The sequence below is a fragment of the Nocardia sp. NPDC003482 genome (genome assembly GCF_053588115.1).
In genome coordinates, this window is record NZ_JBSFPI010000011.1 from 181,597 (window position 1) to 204,678 (window position 23,082).

The 23,082-nt window shown below is 69.3% G+C and carries 23 protein-coding genes; 16 read left to right on the forward strand and 7 right to left on the reverse strand.

Annotation, left to right across the window (positions count from 1 at the left end):
* Nucleotides 1–9 precede the first annotated feature (9 nt).
* A complete protein-coding gene (locus ACWDSJ_RS19360) occupies nt 10–1,161 on the forward strand; it encodes a serine hydrolase domain-containing protein (RefSeq protein WP_450033421.1) in 1,152 nt (383 codons plus the stop codon).
* Between the two features lie 90 nt (nt 1,162–1,251).
* Nucleotides 1,252–2,181 carry an SDR family NAD(P)-dependent oxidoreductase gene (locus tag ACWDSJ_RS19365; RefSeq protein ID WP_450033422.1) on the forward strand — a complete coding sequence of 310 codons (930 nt, stop codon included), beginning with the start codon at nt 1,252–1,254 and terminating at the stop codon, nt 2,179–2,181.
* A gap of 4 nt (nt 2,182–2,185) precedes the next feature.
* On the opposite strand, the gene ACWDSJ_RS19370 is transcribed toward ACWDSJ_RS19365, so the two are convergent.
* The 3 genes from ACWDSJ_RS19370 to ACWDSJ_RS19380 form a co-directional block, all read right to left on the reverse strand.
* On the reverse strand, nt 2,186–3,523 hold the full coding sequence (locus ACWDSJ_RS19370) for a DUF1003 domain-containing protein (RefSeq protein WP_387356460.1): 1,338 nt from the start codon (nt 3,521–3,523) through the stop codon (nt 2,186–2,188).
* An 80-nt stretch (nt 3,524–3,603) separates the two neighbouring features.
* A complete protein-coding gene (locus ACWDSJ_RS19375) occupies nt 3,604–4,050 on the reverse strand; it encodes an HIT family protein (protein ID WP_450033423.1) in 447 nt (148 codons plus the stop codon).
* 26 nt (nt 4,051–4,076) lie between these two features.
* Nucleotides 4,077–4,577, reverse strand: coding sequence for a LysM peptidoglycan-binding domain-containing protein (locus tag ACWDSJ_RS19380; protein WP_450033424.1), 501 nt, complete (start codon nt 4,575–4,577; stop codon nt 4,077–4,079).
* Nucleotides 4,578–4,872: 295 nt separating this feature from the next.
* Here ACWDSJ_RS19380 and lexA point away from each other — a divergent pair, with 295 nt between their 5' ends.
* Nucleotides 4,873–5,601, forward strand: a complete 729-nt coding sequence (gene lexA, locus ACWDSJ_RS19385; protein ID WP_387357011.1) for a transcriptional repressor LexA — start codon at nt 4,873–4,875, stop codon at nt 5,599–5,601.
* Nucleotides 5,602–5,744: 143 nt separating this feature from the next.
* On the opposite strand, the gene ACWDSJ_RS19390 is transcribed toward lexA, so the two are convergent.
* Nucleotides 5,745–6,707, reverse strand: coding sequence for a cation diffusion facilitator family transporter (locus ACWDSJ_RS19390; protein ID WP_450033425.1), 963 nt, complete (start codon nt 6,705–6,707; stop codon nt 5,745–5,747).
* Nucleotides 6,708–6,988: 281 nt separating this feature from the next.
* Here ACWDSJ_RS19390 and ACWDSJ_RS19395 point away from each other — a divergent pair, with 281 nt between their 5' ends.
* From ACWDSJ_RS19395 to ACWDSJ_RS19405, 3 genes are all read left to right on the forward strand, one after another.
* A complete protein-coding gene (locus tag ACWDSJ_RS19395) occupies nt 6,989–7,324 on the forward strand; it encodes a histone-like nucleoid-structuring protein Lsr2 (protein WP_387356452.1) in 336 nt (111 codons plus the stop codon).
* Between the two features lie 259 nt (nt 7,325–7,583).
* Nucleotides 7,584–8,885, forward strand: a complete 1,302-nt coding sequence (locus ACWDSJ_RS19400) for a diguanylate cyclase domain-containing protein (RefSeq protein ID WP_450033426.1) — start codon at nt 7,584–7,586, stop codon at nt 8,883–8,885.
* A gap of 90 nt (nt 8,886–8,975) precedes the next feature.
* Nucleotides 8,976–9,767: an SAM-dependent methyltransferase gene (locus tag ACWDSJ_RS19405; RefSeq protein ID WP_450033427.1), complete on the forward strand. Its 792-nt coding sequence runs from the start codon at nt 8,976–8,978 to the stop codon at nt 9,765–9,767.
* 1 nt (nt 9,768) lies between these two features.
* Here ACWDSJ_RS19405 and ACWDSJ_RS19410 read toward each other — a convergent pair whose 3' ends face one another.
* The gene (locus ACWDSJ_RS19410; RefSeq protein ID WP_450033428.1) at nt 9,769–10,830 is read right to left on the reverse strand and encodes a hypothetical protein; all 1,062 of its coding nucleotides are present in this window, start codon (nt 10,828–10,830) and stop codon (nt 9,769–9,771) included.
* Between the two features lie 337 nt (nt 10,831–11,167).
* On the opposite strand from ACWDSJ_RS19410, the gene ACWDSJ_RS19415 reads away from it, so the two are divergent.
* From ACWDSJ_RS19415 to ACWDSJ_RS19425, 3 genes are all read left to right on the forward strand, one after another.
* Nucleotides 11,168–12,070: an alpha/beta hydrolase gene (locus ACWDSJ_RS19415; protein ID WP_450033429.1), complete on the forward strand. Its 903-nt coding sequence runs from the start codon at nt 11,168–11,170 to the stop codon at nt 12,068–12,070.
* Nucleotides 12,071–12,140: 70 nt separating this feature from the next.
* A complete protein-coding gene (locus tag ACWDSJ_RS19420; protein ID WP_450033430.1) occupies nt 12,141–12,494 on the forward strand; it encodes a hypothetical protein in 354 nt (117 codons plus the stop codon).
* Nucleotides 12,495–12,878: 384 nt separating this feature from the next.
* Complete coding sequence (locus tag ACWDSJ_RS19425; protein WP_450033431.1) at nt 12,879–14,150, forward strand: PucR family transcriptional regulator; 1,272 nt, start codon at nt 12,879–12,881, stop codon at nt 14,148–14,150.
* Nucleotide 14,151: 1 nt separating this feature from the next.
* On the opposite strand, the gene ACWDSJ_RS19430 is transcribed toward ACWDSJ_RS19425, so the two are convergent.
* Together ACWDSJ_RS19430 and ACWDSJ_RS19435 are read right to left on the reverse strand one after the other, a co-directional pair.
* Nucleotides 14,152–14,352 carry a hypothetical protein gene (locus tag ACWDSJ_RS19430; protein ID WP_387356437.1) on the reverse strand — a complete coding sequence of 67 codons (201 nt, stop codon included), beginning with the start codon at nt 14,350–14,352 and terminating at the stop codon, nt 14,152–14,154.
* A gap of 20 nt (nt 14,353–14,372) precedes the next feature.
* Entirely contained in the window at nt 14,373–14,558 is a 186-nt protein-coding gene (locus ACWDSJ_RS19435; RefSeq protein WP_450033432.1) for a hypothetical protein, read from the reverse strand.
* A gap of 171 nt (nt 14,559–14,729) precedes the next feature.
* On the opposite strand from ACWDSJ_RS19435, the gene ACWDSJ_RS19440 reads away from it, so the two are divergent.
* From ACWDSJ_RS19440 to ACWDSJ_RS19470, 7 genes are all read left to right on the forward strand, one after another.
* A complete protein-coding gene (locus ACWDSJ_RS19440; protein ID WP_450033433.1) occupies nt 14,730–15,626 on the forward strand; it encodes a Scr1 family TA system antitoxin-like transcriptional regulator in 897 nt (298 codons plus the stop codon).
* A gap of 37 nt (nt 15,627–15,663) precedes the next feature.
* Nucleotides 15,664–16,488, forward strand: a complete 825-nt coding sequence (locus ACWDSJ_RS19445) for an SAM-dependent methyltransferase (protein ID WP_450033434.1) — start codon at nt 15,664–15,666, stop codon at nt 16,486–16,488.
* A 69-nt stretch (nt 16,489–16,557) separates the two neighbouring features.
* Complete coding sequence (locus ACWDSJ_RS19450) at nt 16,558–17,007, forward strand: hypothetical protein (RefSeq protein ID WP_387356431.1); 450 nt, start codon at nt 16,558–16,560, stop codon at nt 17,005–17,007.
* Nucleotides 17,008–17,199: 192 nt separating this feature from the next.
* Nucleotides 17,200–19,260, forward strand: coding sequence for an acyltransferase family protein (locus ACWDSJ_RS19455; protein ID WP_450033503.1), 2,061 nt, complete (start codon nt 17,200–17,202; stop codon nt 19,258–19,260).
* 87 nt (nt 19,261–19,347) lie between these two features.
* On the forward strand, nt 19,348–21,159 hold the full coding sequence (locus tag ACWDSJ_RS19460) for an SCO2524 family protein (protein WP_450033435.1): 1,812 nt from the start codon (nt 19,348–19,350) through the stop codon (nt 21,157–21,159).
* Entirely contained in the window at nt 21,159–22,067 is a 909-nt protein-coding gene (locus ACWDSJ_RS19465) for an SCO2523 family variant P-loop protein (protein ID WP_450033436.1), read from the forward strand. The genes ACWDSJ_RS19460 and ACWDSJ_RS19465 overlap by 1 nt, the downstream gene beginning before the upstream one ends.
* Nucleotides 22,067–23,077, forward strand: coding sequence for an SCO2522 family protein (locus ACWDSJ_RS19470; RefSeq protein WP_450033437.1), 1,011 nt, complete (start codon nt 22,067–22,069; stop codon nt 23,075–23,077). Before ACWDSJ_RS19465 ends, ACWDSJ_RS19470 begins: the two co-directional genes overlap by 1 nt.
* The last annotated feature ends 5 nt before the right edge of the window (nt 23,078–23,082 follow it).

Sequence of the window (23,082 nt, forward strand, 5' to 3'; positions counted from 1 at the left end):
ATTTTGTCCATGAGCGAGACGGTGAACGGGTGGGTCGATCCCGCGTTCCGTGCGGTGCGTGAGGTGTTCGCGGCCGATTTCGCCGACGGGCGCGATCTCGGGGCGAGCGTCGCGGTGTTCGTGAACGGTCGCGCGGTCGTGGATCTGTGGGGCGGGGTCGCGGACGAACGCACCGGCCGGGCGTGGGAACGGGATACGCCCGCGGTCACGTTCTCCTGCACCAAGGCGGTGACCGCGACGGCGGCGCTGCGGGTGGCGGCCGAATCCGGTTCGGACTGGGACGAACCGGTGACCACGTGGTGGCCGGAGTTCGGTGCGGCGGACAAGGATTCGATCACCCTCGCCGACCTGCTGACGCACCGGGCGGGTCTGCCCGCGTTCGACCGTCCCGTGAGCGCGGCGGAGGCCGCGGATCCGGCGGCCATGGCGGCCCGGCTGGCCGCCCAGCGTCCGGTGTGGGAGCCCGGCAGCGAACACGGCTATCACGGGCTCACCTTCGGCTGGCTGGTCGGCGAATTCGTCCGGCGCCGAACGGGTTCCACGGTCGGCGACTACACCCGCCGCCACCTCGGCGCGGACCTGTGGATCGGGCCGTCCCCGGACATCGCCGAGCGGACCGCCCGCCTGGCCTCCCCTCCCCCGGATCAACAGGCGTGGACCGATCCCGGTCCGATCGCCCCGGAGACCGTCGCGGCCATGGCCCGCGCCTTCCGGGATCCCGGCTCCCTCGTCCTGCGCGCCACCACCAATCCCGTTGCCTCCTACAACAAATCGGAGGTGCTGACCGGGGGCTGGCCCGCCACCGGCCTCGTCACCACCGCGCGCGCCCTGGCCCGCTTCTACCGCGACCTCGTCGACGGCACCCTGCTACCCCCTACCGTCCTCGCCGAGGCCACTCGGGAACGCGTCCGCGGCCGCGACGCGGTCCTGCTCCTCGAGAGCGCCTTCGCCCTCGGCTACATGCTCCCCTGCGAGAACCTCATCCTCCCGGCTCCCGCCCGCTCCACCGCCTTCGGCCATCCGGGCGCGGGCGGCTCGATCGGCTTGGGCGACAGGGAGAATCGCGTGGCCCTCGCCTTCACCCCGAACCTGCGCCGCGACTGGCTCGCGGGCGACCGCCGCGCCCACGACCTCGTCGCCGCCACCTACGCCGCGCTGTGAGCGGGCACCGAAGTGGTTGCTCGACAATCGGAAAACGGCTGGGGCGGATAGGCTCGTCGCGGGTGGTCGTCCTTCGTTAAGGAGTCGGTGGTGGCGTTCAGCATTGTGATGACCGGGGCGAGCCGGGGGATCGGGCGGGTCGCGGCCGAGCGGATCCTGGAACGGGCGGCGGACGCGCATCTGGTGGTGGCGGGACGGGAGTCCACCACCGCGAAGGTGGCGGCCGAACTGAGCGCCGGCGGGCGGGCGGTGTCGCACGTCGCGGTGGATCTCGGATCGATGGCCAGCGTCCGGGAGGCGGCCGCCGAGATCGGCCGGCGGCTCGACGGCGGGGAGCTGCCGCCGTTGCGTGGGTTCGTGGGGAACGCGGGCATTCAGCACACGGACGCGCTGACCGAGAGCGCGGACGGGTTCGAGGCGACGTTCGCGGTGAATGTGCTTGCGAATCATCTGTTTCTGCGGCTGCTCGAGGGGCGGCTCACCGCGCCCGCGCGGGTGGTGATCACCGTGAGCGATACGCATTTCGGGGACTTCCGACACAATCTCGGCATGGTTCCGGCGCCGGTGTGGCAGGCGCCCGAGGTGCTGGCGCGCACCGGGGCCTTTCCGAAACCGAACAGCACGGCCGCGGGGCGCACCGCGTATTCGACGAGCAAGCTGGCGGCGATCTACCTGGTGCACGAATACGCGCGGCGACTGCCGGAGGGGATCGAGGTGATCGCCTACAACCCGGGTTTCGTGCCCGGCACCGATCTGGCCCGCAACGCGGATGCCGTGTCCCGCTTCGCGATGCGCCGACTCCTGCCCGCCATGACCGTCACGCCGCTGGCCACCGATCTCGCCTCCGCCGGGCGCAATCTCGGCGACGTGGTGACGGGAGCGATCGCGGCGCCGAGCGGATCGTATGTCGATCGCGATCATGTGGCGCCCTCCTCGCAGGAGTCCTACGATCCGGCGCGCGAGGCCGAATTGTGGGATGTGGCCGAACGATTGACCGCGGTGGAGAGCCTGGACCGCTGACCGGTCACGCGCGCTGCTCCCGCCGCAGCTCGGGGGTGCCGCGCAGGACCTGGAAGTTGGCCTGCGCCACCACCACCGGAATGCGCCGCGCCGCTTGCAGATGCGGCACCCGCGCGGATTCGGGCAGGTCGTCCCACGGTAGGGGGACCGCGTCGTCGAGGTCGTGGCGTTCGGACAGGTTCGCGAAGCGGGCGGCGATCTTGTCCGCCATCCAATGGTCGTATTCGAGGCGGGCCAGCTGCCGCACCTCGTCGTCGTCGAGGTCGACGCCGGACTCGGGTTCGAACGCGGGCACCATGAAACAGCCGATGCTCGCCAGGTTCTCGCCGATGCGGCGGGCCTGGAGGCGGCAGCTCTCCTGTTCCCGTTCGGGCAGTTCCGCCCAGGGCCGCAGCACGTGCGCGTCGGGCGGGGCGACGCCGGTGACCATGGCCTCGTGCACGCGGGCCTGATGCGCCACCCGCTCGCTGTTGTCGTGCACCGCCTGCGCGAGTCGCTCGGTCACCTGCTCGGTGATGTATTCGGCGAGGCTGCCGATGACGCGGTCCTGGGCGACGAGCCGCTGTTTCATCCGGCGGCACTCGTGCAGGATGGCCTGCGCGTCGAGGAAGGTCTGCTCGGAGCGGCGGTCGCCGGTCCGGCCCAGCACGTCCTGCCCGACCATGATCACGATCATGAACAGCAGCTGGGCCAGCGTCGACACGAAAGTCATGAACAGGAACGGATATTCGTCGAAGCGCTGCACCCCGATCGTGGCCAGCACGGTCCAGGCGACCTGCGTCCCGGCGGCGACGTAGAAGGCCCAGACGCTGCCGAGGCGCGTGGTGAGCCAGGCCGCGAGCCGGTCGTTGAAGGTGACCGCCTGATCGCCCGCGCGCGGCGGATGCCGCACGTGATGCTGTTCGATCCACGGATGCGGGGTCGACTCCAGCAGACTCAGGCCCCGGCTGAGCACCCGATCGTGGCGGTCCAGATGCGCCTGGAGATCGGCCACCTGCTGGAAGATCATCTCGGTGTTCTCGTAGGTCTGCACCGAGCGCCGGTCCGCCGCCGCACTCAGCACCCGCTGACCGACCAGGATGATCAGGCACAGCATCAACTGGGCGACATTGTTCAAGAACAGCAGGAACGGAAACGGATAGGGGTCGACCCGATGCAGCGGACCCCACAACACCGCGAGCGCCACATAGGCACTGAAGACGAGCAGCACCACGTAGACCGCGACCATCGATCCCACCCACCGGGTCACCGTCGCCGCCACGGTGTCGTTCAACCCGATCCGCTCATCGGCCATCAGCACCGGAGAATGCTGATCCTCACTCGCGCCACTCGCACTGCTCAATTGTCGATCCCTCACCCGCAGTTCCGTGACGCCCCACTGTAGCTCGGGCGCTCTCGGGGCCAGCGGGCTCGTCGATCGCCTCAGGGGCGAGGATCGAAATACGTTGCCAGACGGGCGCACAACTCGGACAGCCCGCGCTCGTCGACGCGCGGGCCCGCCGCCCAGGTGTCCACGTCGAACCAGTGCGTCTGCGGCGGTGTGCCTTTCGGGCGGGCGAAGACGTGCTGATGGAAATGCGCGACCGTGCGGCCGGTGATCGCCGAGAACACGTACTCGGGCGCGAGTTCGCCGCGCAGCGCCGCGGCCGCGCGCCGCACAGCCCAGCCCGCCGCGGCCGCCTCCTCGTCGGACAGGTCCGCCAAAGTCGGTGCGTGTCGCCTCGTTTCGACGAACAGGTATCCCGGCACCGGACTGCCCTCGGTGAGCGGGCGGTGGGTGACCACCACCAGGTCGTCGGCGAAGAGCACCGGGCCCACCAAACGTCCCAGACCACGATGCTTGTCACAGATCGGACATGCGTCCCCCATGGGCGTCCACGGTAGCGCCCGGTGGGTCAGTGCGGCGGGGCGGGGACGATGAGGGTGCGGCCGGTGGTCACCTCGGCGCCGCGGAGGCCGTTGAGGTCCACGATCTTTCGGACCGTGTCGCGGACGGGGGCGTCGGGGGCCACGCGCTCGGCTATCTCGGAGAGGGACTCGCCCTCCTGGACCTGGACGACCGTGGTGGGGCCGGGAGTGTCGGCGGGGGAACGGAGTTGGGCCACGCCGACGAGGGCGGCCACCACGACGGCGGTGAGGAGCGCGGTCACCGCGAGGGTCGCGAAGCCCACGCGGGCGCGTTCGACGCGCCGCATGGGGTGGTGGCCCCGGTCGTACGCGCCCGCGCCGGCACGCACGCGGAGTCGCTCGTAGCGCACGGGGGCGCTCACCGGGCGGGGCCGTCGCGGGCGGCGGGTGTCGAGGCCGCCGCGGGCGGGCAGGCGGTGGGCGCGCGGCGCGGAGTCGAGGCCGAGATCGCCGTCGGCGGGGGCGAATTCGCTGATCGGGGTGCGCATCGGACAGACCTCCAGGAGGGAGTGGGCGGGACTGTGTGTGGTGAGCCGAGGACCGCGTGTTCGATCGTATGTTCGAAGAACTGGTGTTCGATTTCTACCACGGCCCCCCGACAAAGTCACGGCTTTGCGCGACATGCGTCGAACAGATGTTTGAAACCTGGTCGCGAGCGGACTACTGTCGAGACACGAAATCCGGTGAGACCGAAGAACAGCACCCCGCGGGCCCGCCCCGCGCGGCGCGAGGAGGACCGAGTACCCCGATGAACGGAGGACGGCGACCGTGAGCGAACGAACGGTGGACGGACACGACGACACGGCCGACCCGGTCGCCGACGCCGACGGCACCGAAACATCCGGCGCCGGAGGGGATCTCACGGTCCGCCAGCGCAAGGTGCTGGAGGTCATCCGCACCTCGGTGAGCGAGCGGGGCTACCCGCCCAGCATCCGCGAGATCGGCGACGCGGTGGGGCTCACCTCCACCTCCTCGGTGGCACATCAGCTGCGCGCGCTCGAGCGCAAGGGCTATCTGCGCCGCGACCCCAACCGCCCGCGCGCGGTCGACGTGCGCGGGCTGGACGAGACCGCGGTGCGCGCGGTCGCGCCGGTGCCGAGCCTGGCGGCGGTCGACACCGAGACGAGCGAGCAGCCCCTGCCGACCTATGTGCCGGTGCTGGGCCGGATCGCCGCCGGTGGTCCGATCCTGGCCGAGCAGGCCGTGGAGGACGTGTTCCCGCTGCCGCGCGAATTGGTCGGCGAGGGTTCGCTGTTCCTGCTCAAGGTCGTGGGTCAGTCGATGGTCGACGCGGCCATCTGCGACGGCGACTGGGTGGTCGTGCGGCAGCAGAACGTGGCCGACAACGGCGACATCGTGGCGGCCATGATCGACGGCGAGGCGACGGTGAAGACGTTCAAGCGCACCGATCAGGAGGTGTGGCTGCTGCCGCACAACCCGTTGTTCGAACCGATCCCGGGCAACGACGCGCAGATCCTCGGCAAGGTCGTCACGGTCATCCGCAAGATCTGACCGGCCGGTCGCGGCCCGCCGCACGGCGGGCCGCGGCACCGCGCCGCCGATAGCGTTGGTGCACAACATCATTGGCGAAGGCGCGGCCCTCCGCGAGTTCCAGCGTGCAGGCGGTCGCGGGCGCGAACAGCGGGCCGCCGGAATCACCGGTCGGCGCGATGCACGGGACCGTGCGCCTCCTCACAATGGGTGTCCGCGTTACCGCCGAGCTCGATCAGCTCCGGCTGGGCGTGGTCCACCTGGAGGGTGGCGTGTTCGATGTGGTGTTCGTCGGCGAGCCAGTGGGCGAGGTTCTCGCGCACCGCGTGACAGTCCCGGCCCGGCGCGACCAACACGTGCGCCGACAGCGCGGGCGAACCGGAGGTGATCTCCCAGACGTGCAGGTCGTGCACCTCGACCACGTCGTCGAGCGCGACCATGCCGCGGCCGATGTCGGTGGGATCCAGATCGGCGGGGGCGGCCTCGAGGAAGATGCGGCTCGACGCGCGGACCAGGCCCACGCCCGCCCGCACCATGAGCACGACCACGACCAGGGTCGCGAGGGCGTCGGCCCGCTGGAAGCCGGTGAGCAGGATGACCACCCCGGCGACCGCGGTCGCGAGGAACGCGAACAGGTCGTTGAGGATGTGCTGATACGCGCCCTCGACATTGAGACTGGTCCGGTTGGCGCGCGAGATCATCCACGTCGCACCGACATTCACCACGACCCCGACGAGCGCGGTGGTCAGCACCAGACCGCCCGTGACCTCCGGCGGATGAATGAGACGGCGGATCGCCTCGTACCCGAGCCACACCGCGAGCAGCAGCAGGGTGAGCCCGTTGGCCTGGGCCGAGAGGATCTCCACGCGCTTCCAGCCGAAGGTCATCCGGCCGCTGGCCGGGCGGGCCGCCAGCCGGATGGCCCACAGCGCGAGCGCGATCGAGGCGGCGTCGGTCAGCATGTGCGCGGCGTCGGAGAGCAGCGCCAGCGAACCCGCCACGATGCCGACGGTCACCTCCCCGAGCAGGAACGCCACGATGAGCGCGAGCGCACCGGCGAGCCAGCGCCGATCGCTGTCCGGCGTGGCGTGCGCGTGCTGGTGCGCATGGTCGTGTCCCGCACCCATTCGGTGGTCCTCCTCGATTCGTCCGAACTGCTGGAGATCATATGCATACATCGCTATGTGTGCAAGGTGACGGTCCGGTTCGAACGCGCCGATTCCGTTATCGGAATGTCCGCCCCGGACTCGCGCAAGCCCCCGGAATTCGTGCTCGACGCGGATTGTTTTGCCTTTCCCCAATGTCGTCGGAAACGCCGAAATAGCGATGGATTGCCTCCGGACGGCAGCGTTGCGGTACGGTATACACAATCCCAGTTGGTCCGTGTCTTTGCGAAGGGGACTCGCCGATGGCCAAGAAGGTCACTGTCACACTTGTCGATGATTACGACGGGAAGTCCAAAGCGGATGAGACCGTACAGTTCTCCATCGACGGTGTCGCGTACGAAATCGATCTGTCCACGTTGAATGCGGGTAAGCTGCGGGGCGCGCTCGAGCCCTGGACCGATAAGGCCCGCAAGGTCGGCCGCTTGAAGTCGAGCAACACCGCCCGGCCCAAGACCGCGGCCGATCGCGAGCAGACCACCGCGATCCGTGAATGGGCCAAGAAACACGGCTACAATGTGTCCGCCCGGGGTCGTATTTCCTCCGAGGTGGTCGCGGCGTATCACAAAGCCAACAAGTAATAGCGGAGTTCCGATCGGGCTCGCCCGGCACAACCGGTAGCGTCGGCGGAATCGCCGGAAACACAGGCGAATTCGACCGCGGATGTGCGGGCCGGGCCCGCCCCCCGAGGCCGCTGGCGCACGGACGACAATCGATCCGTTCGGAAGCATGCCGTCGGGAAACACGGCCGCCGGCGCGGTAACCTGGTGCTCTGGTTCGGCGCCGTGCCGTTCCCGCGAGTCGCTGATGCAGGTCGGATCCGGGCGGGGGTGGGTTTGCGTGACAGGTGAAAGCGAGGTGACGGCGCTCGCGCGGCGCTGGCGGATCGCCGTCGCCGACATCGGCTTCGTGCCGATGTCCATGCGCGAACTCGACCGGTTGCTGGCTCGACTGGTCGAGCGGATCATCGCCGCCGCCACCACCGAACCCTTCGATCCGGCCGACGCGGCCGAGGTCGGCGCCGCACTGGTCCGCGCCAATCTCACCGACCCCCGGGTGCTCACCCGTTCCGCCGTCGCGCTCACCCCGCTCACCGAAATCGTTGCGCCGCACGGCGATCGGATGGTCGCCGTCTTCGGCGAGCTGTCCCGTGGTTACACCGAGACCCTGCTGTCCGCGCGCGCCCACGACCAGGAGATGTTGCACACCGCGATGGCCGAGGCGCGGCACGCCGCCGAGGTCCGCTTCCGGGTCATGTTCGACAACGCCGCGGTGGCCATCGGCATCGGCGACACCGCCGGCCGGGTGGTCGACGTCAATCCCGCGCTCTCGGCGATGCTCGGGCTGCCGGGGCAGCGACTGCGCGGACGGCCGGTGGCCGAATTGGTCCATCCCGACGACCGCGACCACATGCGGGAGCGGGTCTACGGCGAGTTGCTGGCCAGCGGCTCGGGCACCATCCGGCTGGAGTTGCGCTACCTGCTGCCCGACGGCGGCAGCGGCTGGGCCGCGTGGGCGATCACCCTCGTCCCGGCCTCCGGCGGGCGCGCGGCCTATCTGCTCGTGGTCGGCGAGGACACCACCCAGCGCCGGGCCCTCCAGGCCGAACTGCACCGGCAGGCCCGCCACGATCCGCTGACCGGACTGCCCAATCGCCGCCAGCTCGTCGACGCGTTGTCGCGGATCATCGCCGAGGCCCGCACCGGCGACCGCGTCGGCCTCGGCTTCATCGACCTCGACGGATTCAAGACGATCAACGACACCTACGGCCACGGCGTGGGCGACCGCCTGCTGACCGCGGTGGCCGAGCGGCTGGCCGCGCACGCCCGCGGGGCCATGCTGGCCCGGATCGGCGGGGACGAATTCGTCGTGCTGTTCGCGCCGCCGTGCGATTCGGTGCGGATGGCGCACATCGTGGAGACGATGCTCAACGCGCTGTCCGATCCGATCGGTGTCGACGACCATCTGCTGCGCGTCACCGCGTGTATCGGCGCGGTCGTCACCCCCGTCGCCAACGCCGACGCCGAGCGATTGCTGGACGCCGCCGACGCCGGGCTCTACCGCGCCAAGGCGGCCGGGCCCAATCGCTGGGTGCTGCACGGCGTCGATGTCACCGCCGGCGCGTTTCCCGGTTCGACTTGACGCGGAAACCAAGTCCCGCAAGGGTTTACGGTATCGGCGGGAGACGCCGATTTCGACTTGTACGATTGTCGGGAAGGGAGGGAGGTGCGAGTGTCGGAGTCCAGGCGTACCCCACACGGCGTCGACCCCACGCAGCCGAACTCGGCGCGAATCTACGATTATCTGTTGGGCGGTAAGGACAACTACGAAGCCGACCGCGCGGTCGCGCAACGCATGCTCGCGATCGCCCCGGATACCCGGACGCTGGCCTGGTTCAGCCGCCAATTCCTGTTGCGCGCCACGCAAATCGCCGCCGAGGCGGGAATTCGGCAGTTCCTCGACATCGGCGCGGGAATTCCGACCGAGCCCACGGTGCACGATGTGGCGCAGAAGATCGATCCCGAGGCGCGGGTGGTATCCATCGACTTCGATCCGGTCGTCTTCGCGCACGCCAACGCGCTCCTGGGCAGCGCCGACGGGGTGACCGCCATGCTGGCCGACGCGCGCGACCCGGACGACATCATCGAACGGGTGCGCCGCGACGGGCTCATCGATTTCGCCGAACCCGTCGGCATTCTGATGGTCGGAGTTCTGCACTTCATCATGGACGACGAACGCCCCGCCGACATCATCGCCCGTTTCCGCGAGGTGATCGCCCCCGGCAGCTATTTCGCGTTCACGCACGGATCCGACGAGACCGATGGGCGCTTCCAGGCGCAATCGACGAAGGACGTCAAGGACAGTCCCTCCCAGGTGCAGTACCGTTCCACCGCCGAGGTGCGAGACATGATGCGCGGCTTCGAGATTCTCGACCCCGGAATCGTGCCGTTGCAGGAGTTCCTGGGCGGCGACCTGCCCGCGACCCGGCTGGTCCTGCTCGGCGGCATCTGCCGCAAGCCGTAGTTCAGGGCGCGTCGGCCACCCGCGCGGCCCGGGTGACCATGGCCTCGGCGATCGCGCGCGGCCGACGTCCCAGCCCGCACGCGCTCGCCACCCCGTCGACTCGGCGGCCCAGCGCCCGCTCCACGACGCGCAGGGTGTCGACCTGCTGTTCGTCGGTGACCTCGTCGTGGATCAGGCCCGCGTAGAAGGCGGTTCCGGGACCCAGCGCCAGATCCCGCAGCGGCCGATAGAAACCGGGGTCGGTCGAGGGCGGAATATCGCCCGCCGCCAAGGGGCCGTGCACGAATTCCAGGGTGCGGCCCGAAGGCCAATGGCGGGCAACCGAATTCGCCAGCGTCACCAACGGCCGGGCGTTGCGCGGGGCGGCGCGGGCCTTGTTGTGCATGCTCCCGAGGCATAAATGCACGCCGATCCGGGTGCCCTCCGGCGCCGCCGCGGCAAGCGCAGCGATCTTCCGGCCGAGGCCCAGCGCGAGGTCGGTGAGCCGGTGCAGCGGATGGGTCTTGGCGAGCAGCAGCAATTCGGCGGTTGCCTCCAATTGGAACACCACGTCGTCACCCGCGAGCTCGCGCACGGCACGGATCTCGCGGGCGGTGGCGTCGGCGAAGGCCCGCCGGTGGCGGCGCACCCCGTCCGGGCCCATGGCGATGAACGCCAGGGTGAAGTCGGTGGGCATGCCGATCTGGAGTCGCAGGTCCGGGTGCCCGCTCACCTCGCGCAGTTTGTGGAAGATCGGCAGGGCCTCGCGCGCCTCCCGCAGATAGCCCAGATCCATTGCGTCCCCGGTCAATCGGGTCCCGCGCGGCACCCGGTACAGGGTCCGGCTGCGGCTGGACTCCCAGTCGCCGGGCGAGCTCACCTCCAGAACCCCTTGCGCCCGAAGATCTTCGATGATGGGCTGGATGTAGAACTCGAAGCGCCGCACCTCACCCGTGGGCAGGGTGCGCAGGCGCGCACCCGCCCCGTCCAGCATCACCCGCATCGCGTCGTCGGTGCTCTCCGCGGGGAAGCTCCCGACGAAATGCACCGCACGCGTGCCCGAATCATCCGCGTTGGAAGGCAACCGTCCAGCACTCCCGTTCTCGCCCTTGGTGTCCGGAGGACAACTCTAGTCCGATTTGTACCACCGCAAACCTCACGAAAACGCAACATTGCGCGACGAAAGGCGCGTCGCTGTCTTGCGTGGCGCCCGCCACGGGTTATAGCCTGCGTGACTGATGGCCGAATATGGATGTCGGACAGGCGGTTTTCGGATCTCACCCAAGGGAGCGCATCGCGTGCGAACCTCGGTTCGGACATTCGCGGCGGTTCTGGTCGCGGCCCTGCTCTGTCTGGCACCGGGGGTCGCCGGTGCGGATGACATGTCATCGCAAGGGGATTGCCGATCCTTCCCCTTCCCCGTGCCCGAGGGACAGCTCGCGGCCACCCTCTGCCTGCCGTCCGGCGGCGCAGCGGACACGGTGCTGGTGCTGATGTCCGGCTCGAACTACAACGGCACCTACTGGGACTTCCAATACGCCCCGGAGACATACAATTTCCGCCGCGCGATGAACCGGGCGGGCCTGGCCACGATCGTGGTCGACCGGCTCGGCAACGGCAACAGCACCCAGCCCCCGGCCCTGTCGCTCACCGCGACCGCGACCGCGCAGGCGCTGCACGCGATCGTGGGGTCGTTGCGCGCCGGGCTGGCGGGCGCGCCGCCGTTCGCGAAGGTGATCACCGTCGGGCATTCGCTGAGTTCGGGCACCTCGGTCATGGAGGCGTCGGCCAACCACGACGTGGACGGGGTGATCCTCACCGGCTACTCGCACGCGCTGAACATCCCCGAGACCATCGGCGTGATCTCGACCTATCAGCGGGCGGTCGACGATCCCCAGTTCGCCGGGCGCACAACCGATCCCGGCTACCTGGTGTCGCGGCCGGGCACGCGGATGCACGACTTCTACGACCCGGCCGATGTGGATCCGGCGGTGCTCGCGCAGGACGAGCGGACCAAGGAGCAGTTCTCGCTCAGCGAGTATCCGGACGGGCTGACCTCCACCCTGCCCGGTATGTCGAGTTTCATCACCGCGCCGGTCCTCATCGTCAACGGCAGCCGGGACCGCCTGTCCTGCGGACCGAACTACTCGGTCTGCGCGGATTCGGCGACGCTGCGCGCGCAGGAGGCGCCCTACTTCTCCCCCGCCGCGAGGTTGCAGGCGTTCGTGCTGCCCGGCAGCGGCCACGCGGTGAACCTCGCCCGCAACACCCAGGACTATCAGAACGCGGTGATCGATTGGGTCCGCTCGACCATCGGGTCCTGACAGCAGGCCCCGATGCCGGTCCGGACGAGTTAAGGTGACCGGGAAAGGTCCCGAGGAGAAGGAGTCGCCCGTGGCTCGCGAATCGCTCGAGGAGGACTCGGGGCTGGCCTACCTGGGTCGGCTCTCCCGGTGGCAGACCATGTTGCAGCAGCTGAGTGCCGACGATCCGACCTACAAGGACATCGTCGCGCAGAAGATGATCGCCGCCGCCGAGGCCCTCAACCGCGGCATCGATGAGCGCACCGTGCGGGTCCTCGGCCGCTACACCGAGAGCGAGATGGCCGAGATCCGCGGCGCCGCAGAGGAATTCCGGATCGACGACGCCGAGGTCGACCTCGAGGCCGCGGTCCTCGATCCGGACGAACTCGCCGCCGAGGACGACGACCGGCCGAGCAGCGGACGACCGCCGCTGCGTTCGGTCTGACGGCCGGACCCGCGGCACGGATCCGGCCGCCGCGGCGCTCACGCGATGAGCAACCTACCGAGGAAATCGGATACGGCGCCCATCAGATCCTGAATGAAATGCGGAATCATCGGTGCATCCCTTCCTTCCGGCAACCTGTGCTACGAACAGCGGTCCGGCCGTTCCGGACTGTGATTCGGCGCCGCGCCCGAGTCCGGATGGGCGGGTGCCCGGTTTGCGCGGATCGGTTTGTGAAAGTGCACGAATCGGGCCGCGAAGGAACTACCGAACTGTCACCATCGTTGGGCAATTCCACCGCCGGACGGTCTCGGGACGGTTACGTTGATACGGCAGCGCAGTAAACGGGGGGCGGCGGATACACGGGGGTCGAAGGAAGGCGTCGAGATGTCTGTTGCCACCCCGGACCGGCCGGGCCTGACGGTATCGGGACGCCCGATGTCGTCCGCGCTGAAGGATGTGTGGGCGCTGTCGCGGCAGATGGTCGGCCACTTCGTCGAGAACGTCGCGCCCTGCGGCACCCTGCCCGGCGAGGCCATCTACGGCGACGTCACGACGATCACCCGGATCTGCCTCGAGCTGGCCGTGAGCATGCTCGACGGCAAGGACATCCCGGAGAAGACCGAGCGGCTGTCCGAGGCCGCGGCGCAGTGGGCGCGCGAGGGCGTGCCGATCGACACCATCCACCACGCCATCCACGAGGGCTTCAAGATCGGTTTCGATCTCGTGGTCAGCAATGCCGCCAACCGGCATCGCGCGGCGGGCTCGAGCGATCACGACACCATGCTCACCCTCAGCCTGGCCGACTACGAAAGTCTGCTCGGCGGAGCCAAACTCGTGGTGGAGATGCTCGACACCATGACCTCCGCGGTCTCGATGGCCTACGTCCGCGAACTGCGCGCGGTGGTCAGCGAGCACCACACCGCCGTGCACACCCTGACCTCGGCGCTGCTGGGCGGGCATCCGACCTCCACGATGGCCCGCGAGTGCGGGATCGAGATCGCCGAGCGCTATCGGGTGCTCGCGCTGGCGGTGCCGCCGCATCCGGAGGAGGGCAATCCGATGCTGGACGCGAAGGTGGTGGCGCGCCGCAAACTGCGCCGGGTGCAGGCCGAATTGGCCACGGCCTGTGGCGATTCCGCGCTGTCGCTGCTCAGCGTCGACGGCGGTACGCTGCTCATTCCCGCCGACCACATCGGCGACGAGGAACTCGACGAGCTGATCGGCCGGATCTCGCGGGCCGCGCGGGTGCCGATCACCGCGACCGTGGTCACCGCCGACACCGAGGCGATCCCGACCGCCGCGGACCAGGCCCACGAACTGCTCGACATGGTGGGCCGCCTGCAATCGGTGCCCGGCCTGTACCGCTTCGACGATCTCGCGCTGGAGTATCAGCTCACCCGTCCCGGCCCCGGGCGGGAGTATCTCGGGTCGCTGCTCGATCCGCTCGACGCCCACCCGGAGCTGCTCGAGACGCTGCAAACCCATATCGCGCACAATCTCAACCGGCAGCGCACCGCCCGGCTGCTGCACGTGCACACCAACACCGTCGACTACCGGCTCAAGCGCATCGGCCAGCTCACCGGATTCGACCCGACCCAGGCCAGCGGCCTGTGGTACCTGCGGTCCGCGCTCGTCGCGCGGACCTATCGCGGCTGATTCAGCGCGTGCGCCCGGAGTCGGGCCGGATCCGTCCGGCCTCGACCAGGGTCTGGTACGCCGCCCGCTTGCGCGGGCACTCCTCCCGCAGGCACCCGCGATGCCGCTGCATCGTCAAATGTGCCTCGTTCACCGACAACGGTTCCTCCGGTGCCTCGTGCGGCCAGCCGAGCGGCCAGACCGAGGCGTGAAATCCCGTCACGACACCCTCCCCGACGCGCGTCAGTCGTCATCCAGTCCGGCCGATAGGTAGGCGACGGCCGCTAACCAGCGGGTGCAGGAGAAGGCGTGCTCGGAGTACAGGATCCGGCGCGCGAGCGAATCCGTGAGCGGCACGTCGGCCCCGCCACAGCTCTCCGCATCGCCGAAATGGCAAGGCGCGGTACACATTCGCGTGGTAGTCGGCATATCGACTCCCCTCCCACCAGACGCCGCGAAGGTCCCCGCCCAACCCGCTGCACATCTGAACTTGTGATACTCTGGACGTGATACATGTTAGCGTGATTATCACGCAAGCGAAAGAGGTTGGGGCAGAAGGGGGTTGAGGCGCATCGGCCACCCGGCCGCCCGCCGCTCATCATGGCTACGCGACTGCGCACCGCCCGAAAACTGCTGCTGGGCCGCGAGATCGAACATATGATCAGCACCGCGGGCGTCAGTCAGAGCGAGGCCGCGAAGATCATCGAGACCAGTCAGAGCCGGATCGCGATGCTGGTCAACGGCGCCAGCTCGATCACGGTCGGCGATCTGGAGCGACTGGCCACCCAGCTCGGCTTCACCGATCCGGGCTATCTCGAGACCCTCGAGGAGTTGCGCCGCGACAATCACAAGCGCGGCTTCTGGAACACCGGTCACCGCCGCGCGTATCTCGAGGATCTGCGGCTGCTGGTCGACCTCGAGGCGTACGCCAGCCTGCTGCGGGTCACCGAGGCCGAGATCATGCCGGGCCTGTTGCAGTGCGAGTCCTACATCCGCGCCCTGCACGAGACCGGGCACGCGGACGCGGATTGCGATGAGGCCGTGGCGGATTCGGTGCGCGCCCGGCTGGCCCGCCAGGAGATCCTGACCAAGCCCGCGCCGCCGCAGTTCCGCGCGATCCTGTCCGAATCGTGCCTGCGCCGCGAGTACGGCGGCCGCACGGTCATGCTCGACCAGCTCCAGCATCTGATCACGGTGTCGCGGCGCAGCAACATCCTGATCCAGGTGCTGCCGTTCACCGTGACCACCGAGGGCGCGGGTATGGAGGACCGGTTCACCCTGGTCCGGGTCCCCTCGCCGGGCGCGGCGGGCGATCTGGACATGGCGATCGTGGAGAGCCAGGGCGACATTCGCTACATCGACGACAAGCCCGCCGTCGCCGCCCGCGAGACGGTGTGGTCGCGGCTGTCGGCGGCGGCCCTGAGCGCGGACGATTCGCGCACCTTCATCGAGCACGTGGCCCGCTCGTTCCGCCGCAAGACGTTCACCACCGGGTGAGCGACCCGGTGACGCAGGGATGAAAAGGGCAAGGGCAATGAGCGACCAGGAATTCCGGTCACGCGCGATCGACGCCGGGCGTCCCTCGGCGGCCCGGATGTATCACTACTACCTGTCGGGTGAGGCGGTCTTCGAGGTCGACAAGGCGTTCGGCGAGAAGATCTTCCGGACCTTCCCCTACGCCGACGTCTGGGCCCGGCACAATCGCGGCTTCCTCCAGCGGGCCACGAGATTCATGGTGGCGCAGGGGATTCGGCAGTTCCTCGACATCGGCTCCGGGCTGCCCACGGTCGGCAACACGCACGAGGTGGCCCGGGAGACGGCCCCGGAGAGCCGGGTGGTCTACGTGGACAACGATCTCGAGGCCGTCACCCGCGCCCAGGACCTGCTCGAGGGGCAGCACGCCCTGGACAGCACCGCGGTGGTCGAGGCCGATCTGCGCTGCCCGGACCTGATCCTCGAGCACGCCGAGACCCGCCGCCTGCTCGACTTCGACGCCCCGATCGGGCTCCTGCTGGTGAGCGTGTGGCCGTTCGTGCCCGACAGCGATCGGCCCTACGAACTGATGGCGCAGTTGCGCGACCGGCTGCCCGCGGGAAGCTATGTGGCGATGAGCCACGCGTCGCTGAGCGAGGCGTCGGCGGAGGTCAAGGACCGGATACTGGCCCTCACGGAACTGTACAAACAGACGTCCGATCCGGCCATCAGTCGTTCTCGCGACGAATTCGCAGCGTTCTTCGACGGTTTCGAGCTCGTCGAGCCCGGCCTGGTGCACGCGCCCGATTGGCGGCCCACCGAACCGGTGGATTCCCAGGATCCGGCACGGCCGTGTAATTTCGCCGCCGTCGGCTACAAGCCATAGGCGACGCGCAGGCGCGTGGGCGTCCGTCCCCGCGCGCCTGGAGCTTTACTCCGTAGAAAGGCAACACCAATGACGCTGCTACCGACCTTCACCGCGGGCGAATTCCACAAGGCACGCGCCAGCTCGCCCAACCAGAACTGCGTCCGCGTCGCGCGCAAGCAGGGCTGGACCGCGGTCTGGGACGACAAGCGCGCCACCGATCGCATCACTCCCGCCACCGAGCTGCCGCTCGGCGAGTTGCTGCTGTTCACCGACGAGCAGTTCGACGCCTATCAGGCCGGGGTGCGGGAGGGCCGTGCCCCGGCCTGCCCGCTGACGGTCACCCGCCGCGCCGACGGGATGTACGTGTTCCGTGCCGCCACAACGCAACCCACGCCCGGTGTGGAACTGGTCTTCGACCAGGACGAACTCGACGCCTTCCACGACGGGGTGCGCAACCGCGAATTCGACGAACTGCCAACTCCGTTGTCGGTCAACAACTTTAAGCCCTCGACAGGCCCGCTGGTGAGCATTCGGTGAATCTCACGTAGCGCGGCGCCGATCCTTCGTACGCGACCACAAGTCCGCCGCCGTGCCCGGCACGCCACGCCGACGGGACGCCGATGAGCGGCATGCGACGTTTGCGTGATAAAGAGATGTCGTGCCGCATCCACTCGCTGTTCATCCGACGGTCGACGATTCGTGCCACCCATCGCGGGTGATCGCGCCGCGATGGTGACCGATACCGCGACGATCGCGGCCGCCGCCGGCGCGCGGACCGGCGGCTACCGCCGCGATCTGGACGGCTTGCGCGGCATCGCGATCGGCCTCGTCGTGGTCTTCCACGTCTGGGTCGGGCGGGTGTCGGGCGGCGTCGACGTCTTCCTCGTGTTGTCCGGTTTCTTCTTCACCGGATCCCTGCTGCGCCGCGCCGAGACGGTCTCGGTCCCCGCCACCCTGCGACGGCTGGCGCGGCGGCTGCTGCCCGCGCTGGTGGTTGTGCTGGCGGCCGTCGTCGGCGCGACCGTGCTGCTGCGGCCGGTGACGCAGTGGTCGGAGCTGGCGCGGCAGACGCTGGCATCGCTGCTGTACTACCAGAATTGGCAGTTGGCGCTGACCTGGACGGACTATCTGGCCGCCGACCCGTCGGTGAGCCCGCTCCAGCATCTGTGGTCGATGGCGGTGCAGGGGCAGTTCTATGTCGCGGCGCTGCTGACGCTGGCGGCGATCGCGCTGCTGTGCCGAATCCTGCGCCAGCCCAGCGCGATCCGGCCGCTGCTCGGCGCGGTGATCGTCGCCGGGGCGGCGACGTCGTTCGGCTATGCGGCGCACGGCGTTTCGGTGCATCAGGGCTGGAACTACTACGACAGTGCCGCGCGCGCATGGGAATTGCTGGCCGGGGCCGGGCTGGCGCTCGTCGCGCCGTATCTGTCGCCGCCGCGCCTGACGCGGGCGCTGCTGGCCGCGGCCGGACTCGCCGGAGTGCTGTTGTGCGGGGTGATCTTCGACGGGGTGCACGTATTCCCCGGTCCGGCGGCGCTGCTGCCGGTGGGCGCGGCCCTGGCACTGATCGTGTCCGGGGCGAATACGGAACCGGAGCGGATGCCGGTCCCCAATCGGCTGCTGTCGGCCGCCGCGCCGGTCCTGCTGGGCGAGGTGGCCTACGCGCTGTACCTGTGGCACTGGCCGCTGCTGGTGCTCGTGCTGGCCGAGACGGGCGCGCCGCGTGCCGGGCTCACCACCGGACTCGGCGTGTGCGCGGCCTCGCTCGCGCTGGCGTACCTCACCCATCGACTCGTCGAACAACCGTTGCGCGACACCGTCATCCGGCGCGCGGCCGTGTGCTACCGCCGCGCGGTCGGCGTGCTGGTGACCGCCACCGGAATGGCGCTGGTGACCGCGGTGGTGGCCTGGCATGTGGTGTTGCAGGCCAATCCCCCACGGCCCACGCAGAATCTGAATCCGTCGTCCTATCCCGGCGCACTCGCGCTGACCGAGGGCCTGCCCACGCCACCGGCGCCCATGCGACCCACCGTCTACGACGCTCCCGCCGAACTCCCCGCGCCCACCCGCGACGGCTGCATCGCCGACTGGAACACCCGCGCCGTGATCACCTGCGTCTACGGCGACACCACCGCCGCCCGCACCCTCGCCGTCGTCGGCAACTCCCATGCCGAACACTGGATGCCCGCGCTACAGACCCTGGCCGAACGCCACGGCTTCCGCCTGCTGGTCCACCTGAAGATGGGTTGCCCGCTCACCCTCGCCGAGGAGGTCAGCTACAAGGGCGAACCCAACCCCGACTGCCGCGACTGGTCCCGCGAGGTGATCGACCTGCTCGCCGCCGAACGCCCCGACTGGGTCTTCACCACCGCGACCCGACCGGCCGACGCGGGCGGCGACGAAACCCCCAACGACTACCTCGACGTGTGGTCGGCCCTGTCCGAACGCGGCCTCGACGTCCTCGCCATCCGCGACACACCGTGGTTGCGCCGCAACGGGGTTCGCTACCGCGCCATCGACTGCCTGGCCGACGGCGGCACCGCCACCGGCTGCGGCATGCGGCGCTCCGACGCGCTGGCCCCGGTCGACCCGGCGGCGGCCCCGGCCGCGGCGTTTCCCAATGTGTTTCCCCTCGATCTCACGGACGCGTTCTGCGACAACGATGTTTGTCCGGTGGTGGTGGGGAATGTGCTGGTGTATCACGACGAACATCATCTGACGGCGAGTTACGCGCGGTCGGTGGCGCCGGAGTTGGAGCGGCGGTTGGGGCCGATCCTGCGGTGGTGGTGATTTCCGCTTTCCCGGGCGGGTCGAGGGTCGTGGGAGCACACTGGTGTCGAGATCCGGCGGACACCGGAGGGCGGGGCGAGGGGTGCCATGAGAATGCGGCCGCGGCAACAGTTGTCGGAGCTGTGGCGAGCGGTGCTGGAGTACAGCTGGGTCGACGGCGGATGGCGATGGGGCGGTCGGTACGGGAGTGATTCGGTCAGCGACGCGGAGCAGTTGCTGTGCTTGTTGTATCCGGCGACCGAGATCGACGCGTTCGCGCTGGACCGGCCGAATGACGTCGCTCCCGACGTCGCGCGGGCGTTGGGCGCCGTCGGCGGACCCGTGCGCGTCGGCGGCGTGCTGGTGGGGCTGCTCGAGGAGTACCTCGCTCGGCACACCACGAGCGACGGCGAGCCGGATTTCGGTGCGCGCGGGTATCTCCGGATCGAAGGCGATGACGCGCCGACCGACGGACGGTACGACGTCGAGACCGTCGCCGCGTACTCGATCTCGTTGCGCCTGAGCATGTCCGGGCTGCGCTTTCTGCACGGTTTCCGGCGATTCGTCTCGGGTGAGGTCCGGCGGGAGGCCCGAGAGCTCGAGCCGCGCATCGACGCCGTCGAGAACGGCATCCGCATCCGGCTCACCGCCGCGATGACGGGGCTGGTGCGCGGCTTCGTGATGCACACCCCGGATCCGAAATCCGATGCCGGGCGCGCCATCACGAGCATGCTCGACCAGGGCGACCCGACCGGCGACGAGTTCATCGAGGCCCTGTCGAGACGGCTGGAGCAGCTGCGCGTGCGGGCCGCCGACGAGGTTCGGCTCGGTCGCAGCGCCGAGACCGATGTGGCCGACGAGCGGCTGCTGTTCGAATGCGGTTGGAGCTGGGGCGTATCCGATCGGGCGGGCGAGACGCCCGGGTACGCCGCCGCGCGCCCCTCGCTGTACTTCACGAGGGTGGCGCTCGACGGGATCGGAGATCTCTCCGCGCAACGCGTTCGGGAACTCGACCTGCTCGACGAGGCCCAGCGGACACTGGCCGACGCGTTGCGACTGCGGCTGGAACTGACCGAGCGCTACTGGTCGACCGTCGCGCGGTTCGGTACGAGCCGGTGGCCGTTGGAGGACATTCCGTGGCGCACGTCCGACGGGGAGGAGTCGGAGTACTCCAGTCTGGCGGTGGCGGCCGTACTCGTGCGGGATCTGGTCGCGCGGGAGAGCACCGACGACCTGGCACGAGCGGTGGCGGTGCTCGATCAGCTGGGGCGGCGGGCCCGGGTGACCGGCCGGCCGACGGACCACGACCCGGCCGCGTTCGCGCGGCATCCGGGAGCGCGAATCGCGTTGGCGGGCAGCGAGGCGATCACGGGCGGGCCGCGAATGGTCTGGTACGCACCGGATTTCGTCACGCTGCTGCTCGCGAGCGCCCTCCGGGCCGCGCGGTCGCGCACCACGGTCGACACCCGCGATCAGCTCATGGCGCTGGCGGAGGCGGCGATGGACCATCTCGATCAACGGATGCTGCGGCACGGCCCGGCGGCCGGGTTGTGGGACGAGACCGGGTTCGGGGACGATCTTCCGTCGTGGTTCCTGACCGAGCGGGTGATGGAATGCCTGGTGCTCGCCTATGCGAGTTTCGGGGAACCGCCGCTCGCGCCGCAGACCATGACGATGCGCGCGGTCGAATTGCTCAGTGAGGCAGAACATCTGCACAATCAGGAACGGCTGCTGATCAGCGAGGACTACCTTTCGCCGAAGTGGACCGCGCTCAACCGGATCGCGCAGTCGCTCGACCGTGCCCGCGCGGTGCTGTACGAGCGCCCCGGCACCGCGTTCAGTCTCGCGACCCGGGCTCTCACCGACCTGGACGAGCTCGCGTATGCCCGGCAGGACGCGCGACGCGGAAGCGAACCGTGATGCTGGTGTTCTCCGTCTCCGACAAGGGCGGCACCGGGCGTTCGGTGACGAGCGGCAATATCGCCTACCGGCTGTGCCTGACGGGCTCGAATGTCGCCTATGTCGACTTCGATCTCGGATCACCCACGGCCGGCTCGCTTTTCGAGATCGGCTCGCTCGAGCGTGGTGTTTCGGGGAATCGGGGGGTGCATTCCTATCTGCTCGGCGAGAGCGGAACCGTCCAGCGCGTCGATGTCGGCTCGGCGACCGATCGCCGCCAGCTGCGCCGAATCGGTTCGCGCGCGGGCAGATTGGCGCTGCTGCCCGGGGACGAGGGTGGGGCCGAATTCCTGACCTGCGACGAGGCGGTGGTCCGGCGGTGCGGTGAATTCCTCGTGGCGCTGGATCAGGAGTTCGAGGTGGTGGTGATCGATGTGAGCGCGGGCCGGTCCGCGGCCCTCGAGATCGCCGTGCGAACGACCGCGCTGCCCGACCTGCGCACCCGGATCGTCCGGTGGCTGGTCTTCCATCGGTGGACGCGGCAGCACATCCTGGCCGCGGCGGGACTGGTGCACGGCGGGAACGGGCTGCTCGCCACCGGCGTCGCGGTCGGGCACGACAGGGACGCGCTGCTCGGCTCGCTGCGCAGTGTTCGCACGGCGGTAGCCGATGCCGGGGTCGCGCCCTGCCCGGTGCAGGGCATGTGGATTCGCGACCAAGACGCGAGTCTGAAACGATTGGCCTCTGCCAATGGTCTCGGCACGACCGCGGTCCTCGGGATGATCCCATTCGAACCGGTGTTGCAGTGGCGGGAGCAGATCGTGCTCGATGCCGACGTGAACAGCGGGATCGCCAACGCCGAGACCGTACGCGCCTACGCCGAGTCGGCGCGACGGCTCGTCGATCACGCCACTTGGGAGAGACTCTGATGCGCGACTCGCGGACCTATGTCGAGGCGACCGAGCAGCCGTGGATGGCGGGGGTGCCGATGTCGCACCTGTCCATCGAGGTGGGGCATTTCGTCCTCGACACCATTTCGGGCGATTCTTCGTATGTCGAAAGGGAATTCCGTCGTATCGTTCCGCTGGTGGCGGCGTTCGTGGAATCCGCCCGGATCCAATTCGGAAACGGCGCTCGGGTCAGCACGTGCTATCTGCTCGACGACTACTTTCAATCCGAGACCGATGCGGCGGCGGTGATCACCGAGCTGCTCGGCGCGGCGCGGCGAGCGGGTCTCGGAATCGATTACCTCGCAAGGGAATCAGGTTGTGTTCGAAGTTCACCGTTCGCGCACGGCGTGCCCGTAAGTGAGCCCATTCCCGTAGCGGAGATGGTGGCCGCCCGTATCGTGGCCGAACCCGCGCCATCCGACACCGGTAGCCGCCCGCCCACGGCGGAATCGGGGTGGTTGTGCAACGGCCGTCGGTCCTCGGAGGGCGAATCGGCGCAGGCCATGCGCGAGCGGACGTATCGGCCGCCGGAGGAGTTCGGCCGCCGGGAACATTCGATCTTCATGGACGTGGAGATGTGGAGCACCACCATGGTCGACGGAAGGGCTACGACCCGATGGTCGTCCCCGTTCCTCGCCGCGGTGTGGCAATTGATGCGGCTGGGCATGTTGCGCTATCACGGTGCGCCCGTAGTGAATCCGTACCTGTGGCGGACCGGTGAGCCGTGGCCGAAGCGGTGGCACGAGGTGCCGCCGGTCGTGCAGCTCGTTCCGACGGCGGCGCCCTTCGCCGCCTACCAGACATTGTCGATGCTGCCCAAGCGCTACCTCAGCATCGAGCACGCGGTGCGGGTGATCCTCGACCATCTGGATCTGGACGACGATGTGATGGACGAGGTCGTCCGCCGAGGGGCGGAGGACGAGGTCCCGGTCACCGTGTCCCGCACTGTTTCCGAGCGCTTGGCCCATCTGCTCCTCGACGGGTCGTGACCGCG